Here is a 20,324-nt window from a genome sequence, read left to right on the forward strand (position 1 = left end):
GACGAACTCGCGGCTCCGTCCGGCCGATCATCCCGATACTCACAACACCCGATGCATGTCCATTCACGAAGGAAGGTCGTCCATGGCGGAGCCGCTGTACTACCGCAGCGCGACGGAGCTGTCTCAGCTGATGCGTGCAGGAGAGCTCTCGGCGCGAGAAACCGTGTCGGCGCATCTCGAGCGCATCGATGAGGTCAACCCCGACGTCAACGCCATCGTGACGTACCTTCCGGAAGCTGCGATGGAGCAGGCGGCAGCCGCAGATCAACGGTTTGCATCCGGCGGGTGGGACGGCCCGCTCCACGGAATTCCCGTCGCCCACAAGGATAACCACCTCACCATGGGAGTCCGGACAACCTTCGGTTCCCGGATCCACGAGCACTACGTGCCCGAACTCGACGATCTAGTCGTGGACCGGATGAAGGCCGCGGGCGTCGTCACGCTGGGCAAGACCAATGTTCCCGAGTTCGTCGCAGGTGGTCATACCTTCAACGACCTTTTCGGTGCGACGCGCAATCCCTACGACCTCGCCGTGACCGCGGGCGGTTCATCGGGAGGTGCTGCCGCAGCTCTCGCCGCCGGCATGCACCCCATCGCGGACGGCAACGACATGGGCGGGTCGCTTCGACTCCCGGCTGGGTACTGCAATGTCGTCGGATTACGCCCGAGTGCCGGGCGGGTGCCCACCTACCCTGCGTCCGACGGCTGGTGCGGGCTGTCCGTTCAAGGGCCGATGGCACGCTGTGTCGACGACGTTGCGTTGCTGCTGTCGGTGATGGCCGGTCCGGATGGCCGGTCTCCCCTCAGCCTGGAGGAGCCCGGATCCCGATTCGCAACTGTCGCCGCAGACGGCCTTCGAGGTCGAAGAATCGCGTTTTCCGTCGATCTGGGCGGAACTATTCCGGTGGACCCGGAGGTTCGCCGAGTCGTCGAACGAGCTGCGCACACTTGCCGGGAGGCAGGCGCGATCGTCGAGGAAGCATGCATCAGCTTCGACGGCGCGGGCGAGTGCTTCAGGACTCTTCGTGCGTGGCAGTTCGAAGCTGCGCTGGGTGATCTCTTCGACGCGAACCGGGAGTGGGTTCGGCCCAGCCTGTACGAGAACATGCTTGCCGGGCGACGACTCTCCGGTCGAGACGTCGGTCGCGCCGCGCGGCTCAGGACGGAACTCTTCCATCGCATGCGAGAGTTTCTGGAAACGTACGACGGTCTGCTTCTCCCGGTGGCGCCCATCCCGGCGTTCGACGTCGACCTGCAGTATCCCGCCTCGGTGTGTGGCGTACAGCAACCGGATTACCTCGGCTGGATGGAGTCCGCGTGCCACGTCACCGTGACCGGCCACCCGGTCATCGCTCTACCGGCGGGCTTCAGCGAAGCGGGGACACCACTGGGGATCCAGCTGGTCGGGCGACACCGCGCGGAGGACCAATTGCTCGATATGGCGAAGGATTTCGAGCAGCGGACGCGGCACGCGTGGACTCGGCCCCGATCGGGCGCGTCCGTCGATCACCGGCGCGGCGACGGACAGCGGGACTGACGATTCGAACGCAGGTTCGCACCGGTCTGGCGGGCCCCGGGCACGGCGACGTCAACGGACGCTACGAGAAATGCACAGAAGTAGCGTTCGAGTTCGCCCCCGCACGGCTCAGATGCAGAAGCTGATGCTGGCCGACCCCAGGGGCAGGTTGAGGCAGACCGCGATCGAACCGACTGCCGGGGTCGGTGACGGGGCGGCCGGCGCCGCGACAGCTGCGGGAGCAGCCAGAGTACCGAGCGACAGGGTCAATGCGATTGCGGCGAGTGTGGTGGCAATTCTGCTAGACATTGTGAAGGTCCTTGACTGAGTTACTGCGAGCCGGAGGTGACTCCTCTACAATCGTCCACCGATGTGATGCAGGTCACAACCCCGGTTCGGTACTTCAGCGCAGCGCGTACCGGATCTGCGGACGGCCGGCCCTGCCGTACTCGGTGTGCCGGGTGAGCACCCCGTCGTCGGCGAGCCGTTCGAGATACCGCCAGGCCGTGACCCGGGAGACCCCGATGCCGGCCGCCACCTCGGCCGCCGTCAGCGGACCGGTCGCCTCACGGACACAGGCGGCGACGTGGTCGAGGGTCTGGGGTGCAACGCCTTTCGGTGATGCCGCGCGCTCGTCGGAGGTGCGGAGGGCAGACATCGCACGGTCGATGTCGTGCTGACTCAGCGCGTTGCTGCCGGCGGGCAGCGCGTCGCGGAATTCCCGGTACCGCTCCAGTTTGTCGCGGAACGCCGCGAACGTGAACGGCTTCAGGAGATACAGCGCGATCCCGCGCGCCACGGCGGTGCGGACCATCTCGAGGTCGCGGGCCGAGGTCACGGCGATCACGTCGGGACTCGGTCGCACGCCACTCAGCGCCGCGGCCACGTCGAGTCCGCTCGCGTCCGGCAGGCCGATGTCGAGCAGCACCAGATCGATGGGGTCGTCGCCGGCGTTCGCGGCGGCGACCGCGCGCATGGCCCCGCTGCCGTCGTGGACGACGGTGTGGACCGAAAAGCCTGGAACGCGTTCCACATACGCGCGGTGAGCCTCGGCGATGAGCGGTTCGTCCTCGACGATCATCACCCGAATCATGAGGCGGCCCCCTCGATCGGGATCTCGACGACGATCATCGATCCGAGCGACGGCTCCGTGTGGATCGTCCCGCCGTGGCGGGCCACCACCTGCGCGACCAGCGCCAGCCCCAGTCCGCGCTGACCCGACTTGGTGGAGTAGCCGCGCGTGACCGCCTTGTCGAGTTCGTCGGCGGGAATGCCGGGCCCGCTGTCGGCCACCCGCACCACCATCGTCGAATCCTCCTGACGGACAGTCACTTCCACCCACGCATCCTCTCCGGGGGATTCTGCCGCGCCGCGGGCGGCGTCGATCGCGTTGTCCACGAGATTACCCACCAGCGTCACGAGTTCACGCGCACTGAGCGGCGCCACGGGCCCGAGCGCGGTGTCCTCGGTGACGGTCAGGTCGACTCCCCGCTCGGCGGCCACCCCAACCTTGCCGAGCAGCAGTGCGGCCAGGGCGGGTTCGTGCACCGCCGTCATCAGGCGGTCGATCAGTTCCTGCGACAACCGCAGATCCTCGGTGGCGAACGCGATCGCGTCGTCGTAGCGGCCCAGTTCGACCATCGTGATGATCGTGTGCAGTCGGTTCGCCGATTCGTGCGCCTGCGACCGCAGCGATTCCGCGAAGCCGCGCACGGAGTCGAGTTCGCCCATGATGCTTTGCAATTCCGTGCGATCACGCAGTGTCAGCACGGTCCCGAGACGCTGTCCCTCCCACGTCACGGGTTCCCGGCTGACGAGCAGCACACGGTCCGCGGTCACGTGCACCTCGTCCCGGGAATCGTCGTCCTGCGACTGCCGCAGCGACTCCGGCAGCGCGGCCAGCCGGACGGGGCCCTCCGGGAGATCGAGGAGGCGGCGCGCTTCGTCGTTCACCACTTCGGCATTCGCGGTGTCACCGCTGTCGCGGCCGAGCACCACCAGGCCCTCACCGATCGAGTGCAGGACGGCGTCGTGATGCTCGTACATCTGCCGCAGCTCGTCCGGCGCCATCCCCAGCGTCTGACGGCGCAGGCGCCTGCTCAACAGGAACGAACCGGCCGCCGACACCGCCAGACCGATCGCGGCGACCGCGAAGATCGTCGGCAGGCTCGCGGCGAACTGGTCGCCGATCTTCGCCCGGGTGACGCCGACGGACACCAGGCCCGCGATCCGGTCGCCGTCGTACACCGGTGTCACCGCCCGGATCGACGGTCCCAGCGAACCGGCGTACGTCTCCGTGAACGTCTCCCCGCGCAGGGCACGCTCGATGTTCCCGGAGAATACGCCGCCGATCAGCTCCGGGTTGGTGTGGGTGAACCGGATGCCGGCGGGGGTCATCACGACGATGAAATCGGTGCCGGTCGCGGCGCGGATCCGCTCGGTCTGCGGCTGCAGCACCGCCGTCGGGTCGGGGGAGCGCAACGCCGCCACGGTGCCGTCCGACAGCGCGAGCGTCGTGGCGACGGCGGTGACGGCCCGTCGCGTGGTCTCGTCGCTGTCGCGACGCTGGTCGACGATGGCCAGTGCCGTGCCGGCCGCGATGACCAGCACCAGCACCACGAGCTGGAGGAGAAAGAGCTGCCTCGCGACGCTCATGGGCCGTCTCGGCGGATGGTGAGGCAATGCATTTCTCCTGAACGTAATGAACACAAACTTCACCAGCCAAGCGATCGCTTAGAAGATTCTTCCAAGACGTGATCGCGGTCACTAGCCGGCCTCACCGATCAGCTTGCCACTCGAATTGGAGGACAATCCCATGAGTACTGCGACAGGGAAGACGAAGAAACGCGACCGGACCCACTGGTTGTACATGGGGGTCATCGTCGCCGTCGTCGCGGGCATCCTCGTCGGGTGGCTGGCTCCGGGAGTCGGCAAGTCGCTCGGCGTGCTCGGCACGATGTTCGTCGATCTGATCAAGATGATGATCAGCCCGGTCATCTTCTGCACGATCGTGCTCGGCATCGGATCGGTGAAGGCCGCCGCCAAGGTCGGCAAGGTCGGCGGACTCGCCCTCACCTACTTCATCGGCATGTCCACCGTCGCGCTCGGCATCGGTCTGGTGGTCGGCAACCTGCTCGACCCGGGCACCGGCCTGAACATCAGCGCCGACACCGCAAGCACCGGTGCGGCGCTCGCCGAGAAGGCCCACGGAGCCGGCGGCACCATGGACTTCCTCCAGTCGATCATCCCCACGTCGCTGATGTCCGCGCTGACCGAGGGAAGCGTCCTGCAGACCCTGTTCGTCGCGCTGCTCGTCGGCTTCGGACTGCAGGCCCTCGGCAAGCAGGGTGAACCGATCCTCCGCGCTGTCGGCTCCGTCCAGAAGCTCGTCTTCAAGATCCTGTCCATGATCCTGTGGCTCGCCCCGATCGGTGCGTTCGGTGCCATCGCGAACGTCGTCGGCCAGACCGGTCTCGGCGCCGTCGTCCAGCTCGCCACGCTCATGCTCGGCTTCTACCTGACCTGCCTGATCTTCGTGTTCGGTGTCCTCGGATCCGTGCTCCGCGTCGTCGCAGGCGTCTCGATCTTCAAGCTGGTCCGATACCTGGCCCGGGAGTACCTGCTGATCTTCGCCACCTCCTCGTCCGAGTCCGCCCTGCCCCGCCTGATCGCCAAGATGGAACACATCGGCGTCGAGCGCACCACCGTCGGTGTCGTCGTCCCCACCGGCTACTCGTTCAACCTCGACGGCACGGCGATCTACCTGACCATGGCGTCGATCTTCATCGCCGACGCAATGGGCCAGCCGCTGTCCTTCCCCGAGCAGCTGTCGCTGCTGGTGTTCATGATCATCGCGTCCAAGGGTGCTGCCGGAGTCAGCGGCGCCGGGCTCGCCACCCTCGCCGGCGGCCTGCAGAGCCACCGTCCCGAACTGCTCGACGGCGTCGGCCTCATCGTCGGAATCGACCGGTTCATGTCCGAGGCCCGCGCGGTCACGAACTTCTCCGGCAACGCCGTCGCCACCCTGCTCGTCGGTTCCTGGACCAACACGATCGACAACGACCGCGTCCGCACCGTCCTCGACGGCAAGCTCCCGTTCGACGAGTCGACGATGGTCGACGACGGCCACGGCGACGTCGCCGAAGAGCAGGTCACGGAGACCCCTGCCGCCGACGAGCCGAAGGTACTCGTGAAGAGCTGACACCCACTCCGAAGTAAACCTCTGTGCGCCCGGGCGATTCGAAGCCTGGGCGCACAGAGGTTTCTTGGCTACGTTGGTGCGCATGACGACACCTGTTCAGAACATCGGCATCAACACACTCGGCGGCACCCCGACCTCACTCGGCGAATACGACGGCCGCGCCGTCCTCGTGGTGAACGTCGCCTCGAAGTGTGGACTCACCCCGCAGTACAAGGGCCTCGAAAAGCTCGCCACCGACTACGCCGACCGCGGCCTGACCGTGATCGGCGTCCCGTGCAACCAGTTCATGGGTCAAGAACCCGGCACCGCCGAAGAAATCGAAACCTTCTGCTCCACCACCTACGGCGTCACGTTCCCGTTGCTGGAGAAGATCGAGGTGAACGGTGAGAACCGGCACCCGCTGTACGAGGAACTGACCAAGGCCGCCGACGCCGAAGGCGCCGCCGGCGACATCCAGTGGAACTTCGAGAAGTTCCTCGTCGCACCGGACGGCACCGTCGTCAAGCGGTTCCGTCCCCGCACCGAACCCGACGCCCCCGAGGTCGTCGAGGCCATCGAGGCCGTCCTGCCGAAGTAGGCGGCTCCGCCGCTCGTGCGCCTTTCCGGTAGCTCCGACTACCGGAAAGGCGCACGAGCTTTGCCCTGTGTTCACGTTCACCTGTCACGCTGGGGCCCATGACCGGACAGCTGATCGTGTCGGTGTCGGGGATCAAGGACGAGACGCGCGACTTCGCCGCCGCGTTCGCCGAGGAGATGGATGCGCGCGGCGTGCCGCTGTCGCTGCTCGTCGCCCCACGCCTGAAAGACAAGTATCGACTGGTCAACGACCCCGCGACGCAGGACTGGCTCCGCGCGCGCAGATCCCGCGGCGACGCCGTCGTCCTGCACGGATACGACCAGGCCGCCACCAAGCGCCGCCGGGCCGAGTTCGCCGCGCTGCCCGAGCACGAGGCGAGGCTGCGACTGCTCGCGGCCGACCGGGTGATGGAACAGACCGGGCTGCGCACCCGGCTGTTCGCCCCGCCCCGCTGGCTGGCGTCGCAGGGCGCCGTCACGGCACTGCCGTCCGCCGGGTTCCGGCTGCTCGCCGCGATGACCGCCGTCCACGACCTCGACCGCGGGACGTCGGTGCGGTCGCGGGTACTGGGGATCGGGGAGGGATTCCGCGCCGAACCGTGGTGGTGCCGGGCCCTCGTCCTGGGCTCCGGACGCACCGCCAAACGCGGCGGCGTGGTGCGCCTCGCCGTCACCGCCAAGCAACTCGGCACGTCGGGACCGCGGCAGGCGATGCTCGACGCCGTCGACCTCGCGCTCTTCCACGACGCACGGCCCGACGTGTACCGCTGGGAGCGGCGGATTTCGCAGATCGGTGCCGCCTGACCCGTGAGTACTTGTTAACCGCCGGCGGTTAACAAGTACTCACGGGGCCGTCAGGCCACCTCGACGCTGGACTCGCTCGGCATCGTGCGGAACTCGGTGCCCTCGGGCGCCATGTCCGAGTAGCGGCCGTAGAAGATGCCGGTGGCCTCGTTCGCGATGATCGCCTGGTGGATGGGCACCGCGACCCGCGGTGCGACGGCCCGCAGGTAGTCGATTGCCTCGGAGATCTTCAGCCACGGCGCCGCGGCGGGCAGCGCCAGCACGTCGACCTTCTGCTCCGGGACGAACAGCGAGTCGCCGGGGTGCATCAGCCGGGCCGGGTTCGCGGCGTCGCCGAGCAGGAACGCCGTGTTGTCGATCACGGGGATGTCGGGGTGGATCACCGCGTGCCTGCCGCCGGTGCCGGTGACGTGCACGTCGCCGATGTCGAATTCGTCGCCGGCGTGCACCCCCGTCCATGCGCCGCCGAGTTGCGCCGCGGTCTGCGGGTCGGAGTACAGCGCCGCGCCCGGGTTCGCCTCGACGAGGGCGGGCAGTCGCTGCTGGTCGACGTGGTCGGGGTGCTGATGGGTGACCAGGATCGCGTCCAGTCCGGTGATGCCCTCGAATCCGTGCGAGAAGTTGCCCGGATCGAAGAGGATGGTGGAACCGTTCAACTCGACGAGGACGCAGCTGTGGCCGAAGTGAGTCAGTCGCATGAATTCGAGTATGCGCCTGCATGCATGGCTCGTCCCCTTCGTCCGATGCGAACTGCAGGCAGGTAGCCCGGTAAACTTCCGGGTGCCCGGTGTTCCACTCTGGGCTCGCGCACTACTACAAGGAGCAGCACGTGGCCCGTGTCGTCGTCGAAGTCATGCCCAAGGCCGAGATTCTCGACCCCCAGGGGCAGGCAATTGTCGGAGCGCTGCCGCGGCTCGGCTTCGCTGGAGTTTCCGATGTCCGTCAGGGCAAGCGCTTCGAGCTGGAGGTCGACGGCAGTGTCGACGACGCTCAGCTCGAGAAGATCGCCGAGGCCCTGCTGGCCAACACGGTGATCGAGGACTGGACCGTGAGGCGCGTCGAAGCATGAGCGCCCGCGTCGGAGTCATCACTTTCCCCGGCACCCTCGACGACGTCGACGCCGCCCGCGCGGTGACCCTCGCCGGCGGCGAGGCCGTGAGCCTGTGGCACGGCGACGCCGACCTCAAGGGTGTCGACGCCGTCATCGTCCCCGGCGGCTTCTCCTACGGCGACTACCTGCGGTGCGGCGCCATCGCGCGGTTCGCGCCCGTCATGGGCAAGGTCGTGCAGGCGGCACAGGGCGGCATGCCCGTCCTCGGTATCTGCAACGGCTTCCAGGTTCTGTGCGAAGCGGGCCTGCTGCCCGGCGCGCTCACCCGCAACGAGGGCCTGCACTTCATCTGCCGCGACGAGTGGCTGAAGGTCGAGGCCACGGCGACGGCATGGACGTCCCGCTACGAGACGGGTGCCGAGATCCTCATCCCGCTCAAGTCCGGCGAGGGCCGCTACCAGGCTTCGGCGAACGTCCTCGACGAACTCGAGGGTGAAGGTCGCGTGGTGTTCCGTTACGTCGGCGACAACCCGAACGGTTCGCAGCGAGGCATCGCCGGCATCTCTTCGGCCAACGGCCGCGTGGTTGGCCTCATGCCGCACCCCGAGCACGCCACCGAGGCCCTCACCGGGCCCAGCGACGACGGACTCGGCATGTTCTATTCCGTGCTCGACAGCGTCATCTCCGCCTGATCCGATCGGCGCCGTGCGGGCCTCGGCCACGCACGGCGCCATCAGGCTGCGCCTATTTGACGGCGCGGATCACCACGATTTCCTCGAGCGTCTGACCGACCTCGATGAGCCCTCGACGCTCGAGCATCTCCCGCCGTTCGACGAGGACGGGTCCGAACGGGATCTCGGCCGTCGCGGCCACGTCAACCGTCATGTTCTGTTCCTCGAGCATCGTCAGCGTCTTCTCGACTCCGCTCAGGCCGGACTGCGCCAGTAGCAGAATCCCGCCGTCGACGAGCAGGTCGGGGGCCTGGAGGCAGATCCGGTCGAGCAGTGCGCGACCATTCTGTCCCGCGTCCCAGGCGCGCGCCGGACCGCGGTCGGGCACCGTGTCGACGGGCGCCGGGACGTACGGCGGGTTGGACACGACGAGGTCGAACCGGTCCTCGCGGACGTGTTCGGTGAGGTCTCCGTGGATCACCCGGATCCGGTGCCCGCGGGCGAGCGCATTGAGCCGGATGCTGATCGCCGCCCGCCTCGACACGTCCACCGCGGTCACGCTGCCCGCACCGGCGGCCGCGGCGGCCACGCTCAGCGCACCGGTCCCCGCACACAGATCGAGTACCCGGGAGTGGGGACCGAGTGGCTCCGCCGCCAGGACACCGGCCAGCAACTGCGTATCGTGTTGCGGGCGATAGACTCCGGGAAGACGTAGCAGCATTGAAGACTCCTCGGTTGCCGGGCGCATCGGCGTACACCAACCGAGTGCCACCGGGCGCTCACCGTGGACGCCGTGCGTCTGATTACCGAACAGTTACCCCAAGCGCCGCGGCGCCAATCACGCAGTCGGGTCCGACGGCCCCGGCGGCGGTTCGGAAGACGCGCGGAACCGGAGGCGAACTGGCACGATCGACGGGTGACGTACACCGAGCAGTTGCGTGATCTCGCGGCCCGGCACGGGGTGGCGACGTCGTACCAGGGTTGGGACAAGCAGCGTCACGACGTGGGAGACGACACGCTCCGCAGCGTCCTCGCAGCGCTCGACGTCCCCGCCACAACGGAGGACGAGGTGCGGCGCGCCCTGTCCGAGTGCGAGGTGGCGCCGTGGCGGCGGATGCTGCCGCCCGTCGTCGTCGGAACGGACGGATCCGAGACCCGTTTCGTGGTCCACGTCCCGCACGGCGAGAACGTGGACGTCACCATCGACACCGAGGCGGGCGGGACCGTCCGGGCCCGCCAACTCCAGGTGTGGGTCGATCCGCGGGAGGTCGACGGTGTTCTGGTGGGGCGCGCGACATTCGCCGTGCCCTCCGGGATTCCGTGCGGGTGGCACACGGTCCGGGCATCCACTGCGGGCACCTCCTCGTCGTGCACGCTCGTGGTGACGCCCGCGCGGTTGACCACGTCCGACGCTCTGCGCGACCGCAGGCGGTGGGGTGTGCTCACGCAGTTGTACTCGATCCGGTCGCGTCGTTCCTGGGGTGTGGGCGATTTCGGCGACCTCGCGGATCTCGCGTCGATCTTCGGTTCCGTCCACGGCGCCGACTACGTTCTCGTCAATCCGCTGCACGCGGCGCAGCCCCGGCCCCCGATCGAGGCGTCGCCGTACCTGCCGACCACCCGCCGCTACGTCAATCCGCTGTACATCCGCGTCGAGGACATCCCGGAGACGGCGTACCTGTCGACGCGACGTCATGCGCGGATGCGCGACGCCGCAGCGCGATTCGCGCGGGCGAACGACCGGTCCGACCGGATAGCGCGCAACCCGTCGTACCGGGCCAAACTCCGGGTGCTCGAACGGGTCTTCCGGGTCGAGCGCAGCCCGAGCAGGCAGCACGCGTTCGAGGAGTTCTGCCGCGTCGAGGGCGACGGCCTGCGGGACTTCGCCACGTGGTGCGCGCTCACCGAGAAACTGCCGCCCGACGACCCCCGGTGGCGGACGAAAGCGCACGCGCCGGACAGCGACTGGGTGCAGGCGCAGCGGCGCAGGCTCGCGCCGCGGGTCGAGTTCTACTCGTGGCTGCAGTGGGTGTGCGACGAACAGCTTTCCGGCGCACAGGCCGCGGCCCGCGCGGCGGGCATGGACATCGGGATCGTGCACGATCTGGCCGTCGGGGTGCAGCGTGGGGGTGCGGACGCGTGGTCGCTGGGAACGGCTCTGGCAGAGGGCATTACCGTCGGCGCTCCTCCCGACGACTTCAATCAGCAGGGCCAGCAGTGGAATCAGCCACCGTGGCGGCCGGATCGGCTGGCGGAACTGGGGTACGCCCCGTACCGCGACATGCTGCGCACCGTCCTGAAGCATGCGGGCGGCCTGCGGGTCGACCACATTCTGGGGCTGTTCCGGCTGTGGTGGATCCCCGCCGACGCGAAGACGCCCGCCGACGGAACGTACGTCACGTACGACCACGAGGCACTGATCGGGATCCTCGCGCTCGAGGCGGAGCTGGCGGGCGCCGTGGTGATCGGCGAGGACCTCGGGGTCTTCGAACCCGCGGTGCAGGACTACCTCGCCGAGCGCGGCATCCTCGGGACCTCGATCCTGTGGTTCGAGCACGACGGCGAGCGGCCGACGCCCCCGGAGGAATACCGGACGTTGTGCCTGACATCGGTGACCACACACGACCTTCCGCCGACCGCCGGCTACCTCGCCGGCGAGCACATCGAATTGCGGTCACGGCTCGGGCTCCTCGAACGGGACCTCGAACTGGAGAAGGAACACGACGCGCAGCAGCGTGAGGCCGTCCTGCAACTGGCGCGCGACCGCGGATTGCTGGCGGACGACGCGTCGATCCCCGACACCGTGAAGGCGCTGTACCGGCTGATCGCCCGGAGTCCGTCGCTGCTGTCGGGTGTCGCGCTCGCCGACCTGGTGGGGGAGTACCGCATCCAGAATCAGCCGGGTACCGACGAGACCCAGTATTCGAACTGGAAGATCCCCCTCGCCGACGCGTCCGGGCGCGTGGTCCACGTCGAGGACCTCGCGCACGGCGATTTCGGGTTCGTCGAGGACGCTCGCTGAGCTGGATTCAGGGCGCGAGGGCGCGCATCGCCAGGTCGACGACGGCGTCCGCGTGCTCGTGGGTGAGGGGATGGGCTCCGGACTGCCAGCGATAGAACATCGGCGCCATGAACAACTCGAACGCCAGGGCGAGGTCGACGTCGGACCGCACCTGCCCGGCGTCCTGCGCCGAGCGGAACCGCGCCGCGACGAACTCGAACTGCGGCCGGTAGATCCGCTCGACGATCTGTTCCCTCAGGGCCGGGTCCTGCAGTGATTCGATGGACAGCGCCCGGAACAGCGGTTCGAAATCGGGGGACGTGAACTCGTCGACGGTGGCGCGCAGCACCAGCCTCATGTCGGCGGCGAGGTCACCGGTGTCGGGAAGGGCAAGGGCCTCCTGGGCGCCGGCCGCGTTCTGTTCGTGCAGGGCGTCCACGACGAGTGCGCCCTTGGACCGCCACCAGCGATAGATGGTCTGCTTCCCGACCTTCGCGCGTGCGGCGATGCCTTCGATGCTGATCTTCGCGTAGGGCTGCTCGCGGATCAGCTCCTGGGTGGCCTGCAGGATCGCGCCCCGGGACCGTTCGGATCGGCGGGGATTGTCGGCGGACGGCATGAACGGATCCTAGATCAGACGAGACGTATCGTCTTGACTCGCCTGCGGCCCGATGCCACCATGTAGCGAGACGGACCGTTCCGTCTCGGAAAGGATGAAGATGACCCGCTCACACATCGCCATGGTCAGCATCCCGGCGCCCGGGCACGTCAACCCCAGCCTGGAGATTCTCCGAGAACTCGTCGCGCGCGGTCACCGCGTGACGTACGCCAACGACGCCGCAGTGAAAGACGTCGTCGAGAGCACCGGAGCGGAATTCAAGGAGTACGCCTCGACGTTGCCGCCCGTGAACACCGCAGGCGCGGCGGACGAGTCCGGGAAGTCCTGGGACGGCGACACCATCGATCACCTCGCCCTGTTCCAGGCCGAGTACGAGTCGATGCTGCCGCAACTGCGGAGACTGTACGAGCACGACCGCCCCGACCTGTTCCTCTACGACATCGCGGGAGGTCCCGCCCGCGTCCTCGCCGAGGAATGGGGAGTGCCGATCGTGCAACTGTCGCCGACATACGTGGCCTGGGAGGGCTACGAGGACGACATGAAATCGTTCGCGGACACCATGCGCGCCGACCCGCGCGGTGCCGCACTGTACGAACGGCAGGGGAAATTGCTGCGGGACAACGGGGTCGAGACCGACCCCGACGAGTTCTACGGGCGCCCGGCCCGGGCGGTGGTGCTGATCGCGAAATCGATGCAGCCCAACGCCGACCGCGTGAACGAGGACGTCTACACGTTCGTCGGACCGGCGCTGCCCACCCGGCGGCCCGCCGACGGCCGGTGGGAGCGCCCGGCGGGCGCGGGCAAGGTGCTGCTCGTCTCGCTCGGCACCGCGTTCACCGATCACGCCGACTTCTACCACCGCTGCATCGAGGCGTTCGGCGACCTCGACGGCTGGCACGTCGTCCTGCAGATCGGGCAGCACGTCGACGTCGGCGAACTCGGTACCGTGCCCGGCAACGTCGAGGTCCACCGCTGGGTGCCGCAGTTCGACATCCTGGGGCAGGCCGACGCGTTCCTCACCCACGCCGGCATGGGCGGGTCCAGCGAGGGCATGTTCACGGGGACCCCGATGATCGCCGCGCCGCAGGCCACCGACCAGTTCGAGAACGCCGACGCGCTCGTCGCCGCGGGAGTGGCGGTGCGCGTGGACAGTTCGGAGGTGTCCGCGGCCGGACTGCGGGACGCACTCGCCAGGGTCGACGCCGAGCCGGTCCGTCGCCGCAGCGCGGAGCTCGCCGCCGAGTTGCGTTCTGCCGGTGGAGTGGACGCCGCCGTCCGGGTCGTCGAGGAGTTCCTGTGAAGCCGCGAAACGTGTCGGTGGTCACGTCTACTCTGCGGGCATGGCACTCACACTCGGCATGATCACGTTCGACACCACCGATCCGGGGCCGCTCGCGAAGTGGTGGGCGAAGCAGACGGCGGGCACGGTCGAGCAGGAGAACGACGGCTGGTTCTACGTCGTCGCCCTCCCGGATTCCGCGCAGAAGCTGGCGTTCCAGAAGGTCGACGATCCCACTCCGGGGAAGAACCGCATCCACCTCGATCTGGCGTCCGAGGACCTCGACGGCGAGGTCGGCAGGCTGAGTGCCGACGGCGCGACGGAGGTCGCGCAGCACGAGATGGGCGGTTTCCGATGGGTCACGCTCACCGATCCCGACGGCAACCAGTTCTGCGTCTCGGGTCCCCACGCGTGACAGCGGGTCCTGCATGATTGACCCCATGCCTTCCACTACGTGGGCCGACGCCCAGGGACTCTGCACCTTCGTCGATGCCTCACCGTCGCCGTTCCATGTGTGCGCGACGGTGTCGATGTTGCTGACCGGCAACGGTTTCACCGAGTTGCACGAGACCGACTCGTGGCCCGGCGAGCCCGGCCGATACTTCCTGGTGCGCGGCGGATCCCTCATCGCATGGAGCACCGAGGGGGTGGGCCGGACGGCGCCGTTCCGCATCGTCGGCGGGCACACCGACAGCCCGAACCTGCGCGTCAAGCAGCACCCCGACCTCTCGTCGGCGGGGTGGCAGCTGGTGGGCCTCGAACCGTACGGCGGCGCGTGGCTCAACTCGTGGCTCGACCGCGACCTGGGCATCTCCGGGCGGCTGAGCGTGCGGGCAGGCAACATCGTGGAGGAGAAGCTCGTCCGCGTCGACGAACCGATCCTCCGCGTCCCGCAACTGGCCATCCACCTGTCCGAGGACCGCAAGGGCGTACACCTCGATCCGCAGCGTCACCTCAACGGCGTGTGGGGCGTGGGCACCGAACGCCGGTCGTTCATCGACTTCGTCGCCGAACGGGCGGAGGTGCCTGCCGACGCGGTGCTCGGGTGGGAACTGATGACCCACGATCTCGCGCCCAGCGCCCTGGTCGGAACCGAACAGGACCTCGTCAGCGCGCCGCGGCTCGACAACCAGGGCACCTGCTACGCGGGCACTCAGGCGCTGCTGTCGGCGGCCGAACGTCCCGGAGATCAGGTGCCGGTGCTCGCGCTGTTCGACCACGAGGAGGTGGGGAGCATGTCCGATCGGGGCGCGTTCTCCGATCTGCTGAGCACCGTCCTCGAGCGCATCGTCCTCGGCCGCGGGGGTGGTCGCGAAGAATTCCTGCAGACGATGGCGGGGTCGATCTGCGCGTCCGGGGACATGGCGCACGCAACCCACCCCAACTACCCGGACCGGCACGAGCCCGCCCACCACATCGCCGTCAACGGGGGACCGGTGCTCAAGGTCAACCAGAACCTGCGCTACGCCACCGACGCGGCCGGGGCCGGTGCGTTCGCGCTCGCCTGCGACCAGGCCGGTGTGCCGCTGCAGCGGTACGTGCACCGGGCCGATCTGCCGTGCGGTTCGACCATCGGCCCGATCACCGCGTCGAGGACGGGGCTGAGCACCGTCGACGTCGGCGCCGCGCAGCTCGGAATGCATTCGTCGCGGGAGCTGATGGGCGCTCGTGACGTGCGGGCCTATTCCGACGCCCTTGCGGCCTTCCTCACACCGACGGCGTGACGGGAAGGGGCGAGGAGCGCCAGGTCGGTGCCGGAACGAGCCGCCGGATAGACTGACGTACGGCTCGTCGCCACCCGGCTTGCGCCGACCGTGACTCCCGGCTTGCCTCTCTTGACTCCCGTAGGGAAGGGACCCCACCTCCAGTGTCAGCACACCCGGTCGATACCGTCACCGCCGCCACCGCGACCCCCGACGTCGCACAGCCTTTCAAGGAGCTGGGTCTCAAGGACGACGAGTACGCCCGCATCAAGGAGATCCTGGGCCGGCGCCCCACCGAGGCCGAGCTCGCGATGTACTCGGTGATGTGGAGTGAGCACTGCTCCTACAAGTCGTCCAAGGTGCACCTGAAGTACTTCGGTGAGACCACGACCGACGAGATGCGGTCCTCGATGCTCGCGGGCATCGGCGAGAACGCCGGCGTCGTCGACATCGGCGACGGCTGGGCGGTCACGTTCAAGGTCGAGAGCCACAACCACCCCTCCTACGTGGAGCCCTACCAGGGCGCGGCCACCGGCGTCGGCGGCATCGTCCGCGACATCATGGCCATGGGCGCGCGGCCCATCGCCGTGATGGACCAGCTGCGTTTCGGTGCTGCGGATGCCCCCGACACCCGTCGCGTCGTCGACGGTGTGGTGCGCGGTGTCGGCGGCTACGGCAACTCGCTCGGCCTCCCCAACATCGGCGGCGAGACCGTGTTCGACGAGTCGTACGCCGGTAACCCCCTGGTCAACGCCCTGTGCGCAGGCACGATGCGCGTCGAGGACCTGCACCTCGCGTTCGCGTCCGGCGCCGGCAACAAGATCATCCTGTTCGGTGCGCGCACCGGCCTCGACGGCATCGGCGGCGTGTCCGTGCTGGCGTCGGAGACGTTCGACGGCGACGAAAGCGGGGACGAACACGAAGCCGAAGGCGGAGCTGGAGCATCGAAAAGCCGGAAGAAGCTGCCCGCCGTGCAGGTGGGTGACCCGTTCACCGAGAAGGTGCTCATCGAGTGCTGTCTCGAGCTGTACGCCGCGAAGCTCGTGGTCGGCATCCAGGACCTCGGCGGCGCCGGGCTGTCGTGCGCCACGTCCGAGCTGGCCGCGGCCGGCGACGGCGGCATGCACATCAACCTCGAGCAGGTCCCGATGCGGGCCACCGGTATGACCGCCGCCGAGGTGCTGTCCAGCGAGTCGCAGGAACGCATGTGCGCGGTCGTCACCCCCGAGAACGTCGACGCGTTCATGGAGGTCTGCAAGAAGTGGGACGTCCTCGCCACCGACATCGGTGAGGTCACCGACGGCGATCGGCTCACCATCTCCTGGCACGGCGAGACCGTCGTCGACGTGCCGCCGCGCACCGTCGCCCACGAGGGCCCCGTGTACGAGCGCCCCGTGCAGCGTCCCGCGAGCCAGGACGCCCTGGTCGCCAACACCACCGCCGGCCTGAAGCGCCCGGAGTCCGCCGACGAGCTGAAGGCGACGCTGCTGAAGATGCTCGCGTCCCCGGCGCTGTGCAGCCGCAAGTGGATCACCGAGCAGTACGACCGCTACGTGCGCGGCAACACCGTCCTCGCCGAGAACGCCGACTCCGGTGTGATCCGCGTCGACGAGAAGACGGGCCGCGGCATCGCGCTCGCCACCGACGCGTCCGGCCGCTACACCTCGCTCGACCCGTACACCGGTGCGCAGCTCGCACTCGCCGAGGCCTTCCGCAACGTCGCCGTCACCGGCGCCACCCCCAAGGCCGTCAGCAACTGCCTGAACTTCGGATCCCCCGAGGACCCGGGTGTCATGTGGCAGTTCCAGCAGGCCGTCCGCGGTCTGGCGGACGGCTGCGCGAAGCTCGGCATCCCCGTCACCGGCGGCAACGTCAGCTTCTACAACCAGACCGGCTCGACCGCGATCCTGCCCACCCCGGTGGTGGCCGTGCTCGGTGTCATCGACGACGTGCACCGCCGCATCCCCACCGGTCTCGGACTGGAACCGGGCGAGACGCTGATCCTGCTCGGCGACACCCGCGACGAGTTCGACGGGTCCATCTGGTCCCAGGTCGAGCACGGCCACCTCGGCGGCGTCCCGCCGAAGGTCGACCTCGACCGGGAGCAGTTGCTGGCCGACATCCTCCTCGCGGCCTCCCGCGACGGACTGGTGTCCGCGGCGCACGACCTGTCCGAGGGTGGCCTCGCGCAGGCCGTCGTAGAGGCCGCGCTGGCCGGGGAGACGGGCTGCCGCATCCTGCTTCCCGACGACGCAGATCCGTTCGTCACCCTGTTCTCGGAGTCTTCGGGCCGGGTGCTCGTCGCGGTCCCGCGCACCGAGGAAACTCGCTTTGCGGGTATGTGCACGGCCCGTAACCTCCCGTGGGTGCGCATCGGTGTGGTCGACGAGGGCTCCGATTCCGTCGAGGTCCAGGGCCAGTTCTCGGTCTCGCTCGCCGAACTGCGCACGACGTTCGAGGGAACTCTGCCGGCATTGTTCGGGTGATGAATGGTCGAATCGGGGGCATTGGAGAGGGTTGACAGGGGGCCGCGGGAACTCTCGCGGCTAGTCGATCCTGCACTCCTCCACGGTCCCCGACTCGATCGGACCTGGCGTTTCCTTCGCCTCGACTTCACCGGCATCGCGTTCGCGACGCTGTTCTTCTGCTGGTCGCTGACGCCGTCGCTGCTGCCCCGCGACTGGCTGTTCCAGGGGCTGATCGGCGGCATCAACGCCGCGATCGGCTACGCGGTGGGAACGGCGATCGGCTGGCTGGTCCGCCGCTACGTCCTGAAGAATCGGTCGTGGTGGCCGCTGCCGGAGCCGTGGTCCACGGGCCTGCGCGTACTCGTGACGGTGACCTGCGTGTCGGTGAGTCTCGTGATGCTCGCATACTCCGCGGCGTGGCAGCGTGAACTCGCCGCGCTGATGGGGGCGGAGGGCACCACCACCACCGGCTACATCCGCACCGGTGGCCTGAGCCTGCTCGTGGGTGCGGCGATCATCTCGGCGTGGCGGCTGGCGCGTGAACTGGTGCGGTGGATCGCGGGACGACTCATCCGGCGGTGGCACCTCGCGATCCCGACGGCCACCACCGTCGGCATCCTCATCGTGACGGTGCTGTTCTTCCTGCTCGTCGACGGTGTCCTGATGCGCGGCATCTACGCGGCCACGAATGCGGCGTTCAGCCTGCAGAATTCGACCACCCGCGACGGCGTCGAGCAGCCGCTCGATCCCGAGAAATCCGGTAGCCCGGAGTCGCTGGCGCCGTGGGACACCCTCGGGTACGAGGGCCGCAACTTCGTGTCCCGCGGCCTCGATGCCGACGAACTCACGGCGGCCAACGGCATCCCGGCCAAGGATCCGATCCGGGTCTACGCCGGACTCGAGACCGCGGAGGACCCCGACGAACGCATGGACATCGTCATCGACGAACTCGAGCGGACCGGCGCGTTCTCCCGCAAGGTCCTCGTCGTCATCCCCACCACCGGCACGGGCTGGGTGAATCCGACTGCGGCGCAGGCGATCGAGTTGGTCCACAACGGCGACACGGCCCTGGTCGCCGGCCAATACTCGTTCCTGCCGAGTTGGATCTCGTTCCTCGCCGACCGGGAGAAGGCCGCGGAGGCGGGAAAGCTGCTGATCGACCGGGTGCACGAACGGTGGTTGCAGGAACCCGAGGCGACCCGACCCAAGCTGCTCGTCTACGGCGAAAGTCTCGGCACCCAGGCGGGGGAGGGCGCCTTCGACACGCTGAGCGACATCCGGCAGACCGTCGACGGCGTGCTGTGGGTCGGGCCGCCCAACTCGAACCGGCTGTGGGGTCAGCTGGTTCAGCGCCGCGACCCGGGCACTCCCGAGGTCGACCCCGAGTACGCGGCGGGCCTGGTGGTGCGGTTCGCCGACGACTCCGCCGACATGGTCGAAGACCCGGGGGAGTGGTTGTCGCCGCGCATCCTGTACGTCCAGCACCCGTCCGATCCGGTCGTGTGGTGGTCGCCCGACCTCGCGTTCACCCGGCCCGACTGGTTGAAGGAGCCGCCGGGTGACGATCGTTCGCCGTCGATGAAATGGTTTCCGTTCGTGACGTTCTGGCAGGTGTCCGCCGACCTCACGAATGCCGCCGGGGTGCCGGACGGGCACGGCCACAATTACGGAACGCTTGTCCTCGACGGCTGGATCACCGTCGCGCAGCCCGAGGGGTGGACGCCCGCCGACACCGAACGCGTCCGGTCCACCCTCGAATCCCTCGCCGGGTCGGAGGGTCCGGAGAAGTGAGCAGGCTCGCGTCCGTGGCCGGTGCGGCGGCGGCCGTGCTGTGGAACAACGTGGTGCTGCCCGGTTCGGGGTTCGGCCCGTACGGGCGGGCCGTCGCGGGCGGCGCGCTCGGACTGTCGGTCGTGGGAGCCGCGCGGGCCGCGGGGTACGGCGTCGACGAACTCGGGCTGTCCGGGTCGGCGGTGCGGTCCGGGCTGCGGTCCGGCGCCGTCGTGTCGGTGGTCCCGCTCGCCGGATACGCGGTCGCGCTGAGCGTGCCTGCCGCGCGCAGGCGGATTCCGGCAGGCGACAGCGTCACCGATGTCGCCGGCTGGGTGGGGTTCCAGATCCCGGTGGGGACCGTCGTACACGAGGAACTGCTGTTCCGCAGCGTCCTGTCCGCCATGCTGCGCCGGGCCTGGACGCCCACCACGGCGTACGTCCTGCACGCCGTGACGTTCGGGTTGTGGCACGTGCGCGCTGCCCGGGTCGCCGGTGACCCGATCGCCGCGAGCGTGCTGCTCACCGGTTCCTCGGCGCTGCTGTTCGAGTGGTTGCGACGGCGCAGCGGCAGCGTCGTAGCCCCTGCACTGCTGCATCTTTCGGTCAACGTCGGCGGGGTGGTGGCCGCCGAGGTCGCGCGGGCCCGCACAGTAGATTGAGCG

At 68.7% G+C, this 20,324-nt stretch carries 19 protein-coding genes; 13 read left to right on the forward strand and 6 right to left on the reverse strand.

All coding sequences use genetic code 11. From position 1 onward, the window contains the following. Window positions 1-82: 82 nt before the first annotated feature. Window positions 83-1,537 (forward strand): amidase, encoded by a 1,455-nt coding sequence (locus tag I1A62_RS34335; protein ID WP_219456740.1) that lies wholly within the window; start codon window positions 83-85, stop codon window positions 1,535-1,537. Between the two features lie 108 nt (window positions 1,538-1,645). Here I1A62_RS34335 and I1A62_RS34340 read toward each other — a convergent pair whose 3' ends face one another. The 3 genes from I1A62_RS34340 to I1A62_RS34350 all read right to left on the reverse strand — a co-directional run bounded on the left by I1A62_RS34340 (window position 1,646) and on the right by I1A62_RS34350 (window position 4,171). Further along, complete coding sequence (locus I1A62_RS34340) at window positions 1,646-1,825, reverse strand: hypothetical protein (RefSeq protein WP_015888663.1); 180 nt, start codon at window positions 1,823-1,825, stop codon at window positions 1,646-1,648. 94 nt (window positions 1,826-1,919) lie between these two features. Next, window positions 1,920-2,609 (reverse strand): response regulator, encoded by a 690-nt coding sequence (locus tag I1A62_RS34345; protein WP_124395609.1) that lies wholly within the window; start codon window positions 2,607-2,609, stop codon window positions 1,920-1,922. Next, entirely contained in the window at window positions 2,606-4,171 is a 1,566-nt protein-coding gene (locus tag I1A62_RS34350) for a sensor histidine kinase (RefSeq protein WP_219456741.1), read from the reverse strand. Before I1A62_RS34350 ends, I1A62_RS34345 begins: the two co-directional genes overlap by 4 nt. Before the next feature lie 160 nt (window positions 4,172-4,331). Between I1A62_RS34350 and I1A62_RS34355 the strand changes: the two genes are divergently transcribed. The 3 genes from I1A62_RS34355 (at window position 4,332) to I1A62_RS34365 (ending at window position 7,097) form a co-directional block, all read left to right on the forward strand. Next, complete coding sequence (locus I1A62_RS34355; RefSeq protein WP_219456743.1) at window positions 4,332-5,717, forward strand: cation:dicarboxylate symporter family transporter; 1,386 nt, start codon at window positions 4,332-4,334, stop codon at window positions 5,715-5,717. Window positions 5,718-5,799: 82 nt separating this feature from the next. Continuing rightward, window positions 5,800-6,294: a glutathione peroxidase gene (locus tag I1A62_RS34360; protein WP_219456744.1), complete on the forward strand. Its 495-nt coding sequence runs from the start codon at window positions 5,800-5,802 to the stop codon at window positions 6,292-6,294. Window positions 6,295-6,392: 98 nt separating this feature from the next. Beyond that, window positions 6,393-7,097 (forward strand): DUF2334 domain-containing protein, encoded by a 705-nt coding sequence (locus I1A62_RS34365; protein ID WP_124395605.1) that lies wholly within the window; start codon window positions 6,393-6,395, stop codon window positions 7,095-7,097. 50 nt (window positions 7,098-7,147) lie between these two features. On the opposite strand, the gene I1A62_RS34370 is transcribed toward I1A62_RS34365, so the two are convergent. After that, entirely contained in the window at window positions 7,148-7,795 is a 648-nt protein-coding gene (locus I1A62_RS34370; protein WP_124392575.1) for an MBL fold metallo-hydrolase, read from the reverse strand. A 131-nt stretch (window positions 7,796-7,926) separates the two neighbouring features. On the opposite strand from I1A62_RS34370, the gene purS reads away from it, so the two are divergent. Further along, window positions 7,927-8,166: a phosphoribosylformylglycinamidine synthase subunit PurS gene (purS, locus tag I1A62_RS34375; protein ID WP_005244409.1), complete on the forward strand. Its 240-nt coding sequence runs from the start codon at window positions 7,927-7,929 to the stop codon at window positions 8,164-8,166. Next, complete coding sequence (gene purQ / locus I1A62_RS34380) at window positions 8,163-8,840, forward strand: phosphoribosylformylglycinamidine synthase subunit PurQ (RefSeq protein ID WP_124392576.1); 678 nt, start codon at window positions 8,163-8,165, stop codon at window positions 8,838-8,840. Before purS ends, purQ begins: the two co-directional genes overlap by 4 nt. 52 nt (window positions 8,841-8,892) lie before the next feature. Here purQ and I1A62_RS34385 read toward each other — a convergent pair whose 3' ends face one another. Then, complete coding sequence (locus I1A62_RS34385) at window positions 8,893-9,540, reverse strand: HemK2/MTQ2 family protein methyltransferase (protein WP_219456746.1); 648 nt, start codon at window positions 9,538-9,540, stop codon at window positions 8,893-8,895. A 195-nt stretch (window positions 9,541-9,735) separates the two neighbouring features. Between I1A62_RS34385 and malQ the strand changes: the two genes are divergently transcribed. Then, a complete protein-coding gene (malQ, locus tag I1A62_RS34390) occupies window positions 9,736-11,841 on the forward strand; it encodes a 4-alpha-glucanotransferase (RefSeq protein ID WP_219456748.1) in 2,106 nt (701 codons plus the stop codon). Between the two features lie 7 nt (window positions 11,842-11,848). Here malQ and I1A62_RS34395 read toward each other — a convergent pair whose 3' ends face one another. Further along, complete coding sequence (locus I1A62_RS34395; protein ID WP_219456750.1) at window positions 11,849-12,439, reverse strand: TetR/AcrR family transcriptional regulator; 591 nt, start codon at window positions 12,437-12,439, stop codon at window positions 11,849-11,851. A 52-nt stretch (window positions 12,440-12,491) separates the two neighbouring features. Between I1A62_RS34395 and I1A62_RS34400 the strand changes: the two genes are divergently transcribed. The 6 genes from I1A62_RS34400 to I1A62_RS34425 all read left to right on the forward strand — a co-directional run bounded on the left by I1A62_RS34400 (window position 12,492) and on the right by I1A62_RS34425 (window position 20,321). Next, entirely contained in the window at window positions 12,492-13,739 is a 1,248-nt protein-coding gene (locus I1A62_RS34400; protein ID WP_374710717.1) for a macrolide family glycosyltransferase, read from the forward strand. A 40-nt stretch (window positions 13,740-13,779) separates the two neighbouring features. Continuing rightward, window positions 13,780-14,133 carry a VOC family protein gene (locus I1A62_RS34405; protein ID WP_219456753.1) on the forward strand — a complete coding sequence of 118 codons (354 nt, stop codon included), beginning with the start codon at window positions 13,780-13,782 and terminating at the stop codon, window positions 14,131-14,133. A gap of 25 nt (window positions 14,134-14,158) precedes the next feature. After that, window positions 14,159-15,442, forward strand: coding sequence for a M18 family aminopeptidase (locus I1A62_RS34410; protein ID WP_219456755.1), 1,284 nt, complete (start codon window positions 14,159-14,161; stop codon window positions 15,440-15,442). Between the two features lie 143 nt (window positions 15,443-15,585). After that, on the forward strand, window positions 15,586-17,907 hold the full coding sequence (purL, locus tag I1A62_RS34415; protein ID WP_219456757.1) for a phosphoribosylformylglycinamidine synthase subunit PurL: 2,322 nt from the start codon (window positions 15,586-15,588) through the stop codon (window positions 17,905-17,907). A 3-nt stretch (window positions 17,908-17,910) separates the two neighbouring features. Continuing rightward, window positions 17,911-19,680: an alpha/beta-hydrolase family protein gene (locus tag I1A62_RS34420; RefSeq protein ID WP_124392583.1), complete on the forward strand. Its 1,770-nt coding sequence runs from the start codon at window positions 17,911-17,913 to the stop codon at window positions 19,678-19,680. Further along, window positions 19,677-20,321, forward strand: a complete 645-nt coding sequence (locus I1A62_RS34425) for a CPBP family intramembrane glutamic endopeptidase (protein ID WP_219456759.1) — start codon at window positions 19,677-19,679, stop codon at window positions 20,319-20,321. Before I1A62_RS34420 ends, I1A62_RS34425 begins: the two co-directional genes overlap by 4 nt. Window positions 20,322-20,324: the final 3 nt, after the last annotated feature.

Source organism: Rhodococcus sp. USK10 (assembly GCF_019378875.1).
Taxonomy (GTDB): Bacteria; Actinomycetota; Actinomycetes; order Mycobacteriales; family Mycobacteriaceae; genus Rhodococcus_F; species Rhodococcus_F pseudokoreensis.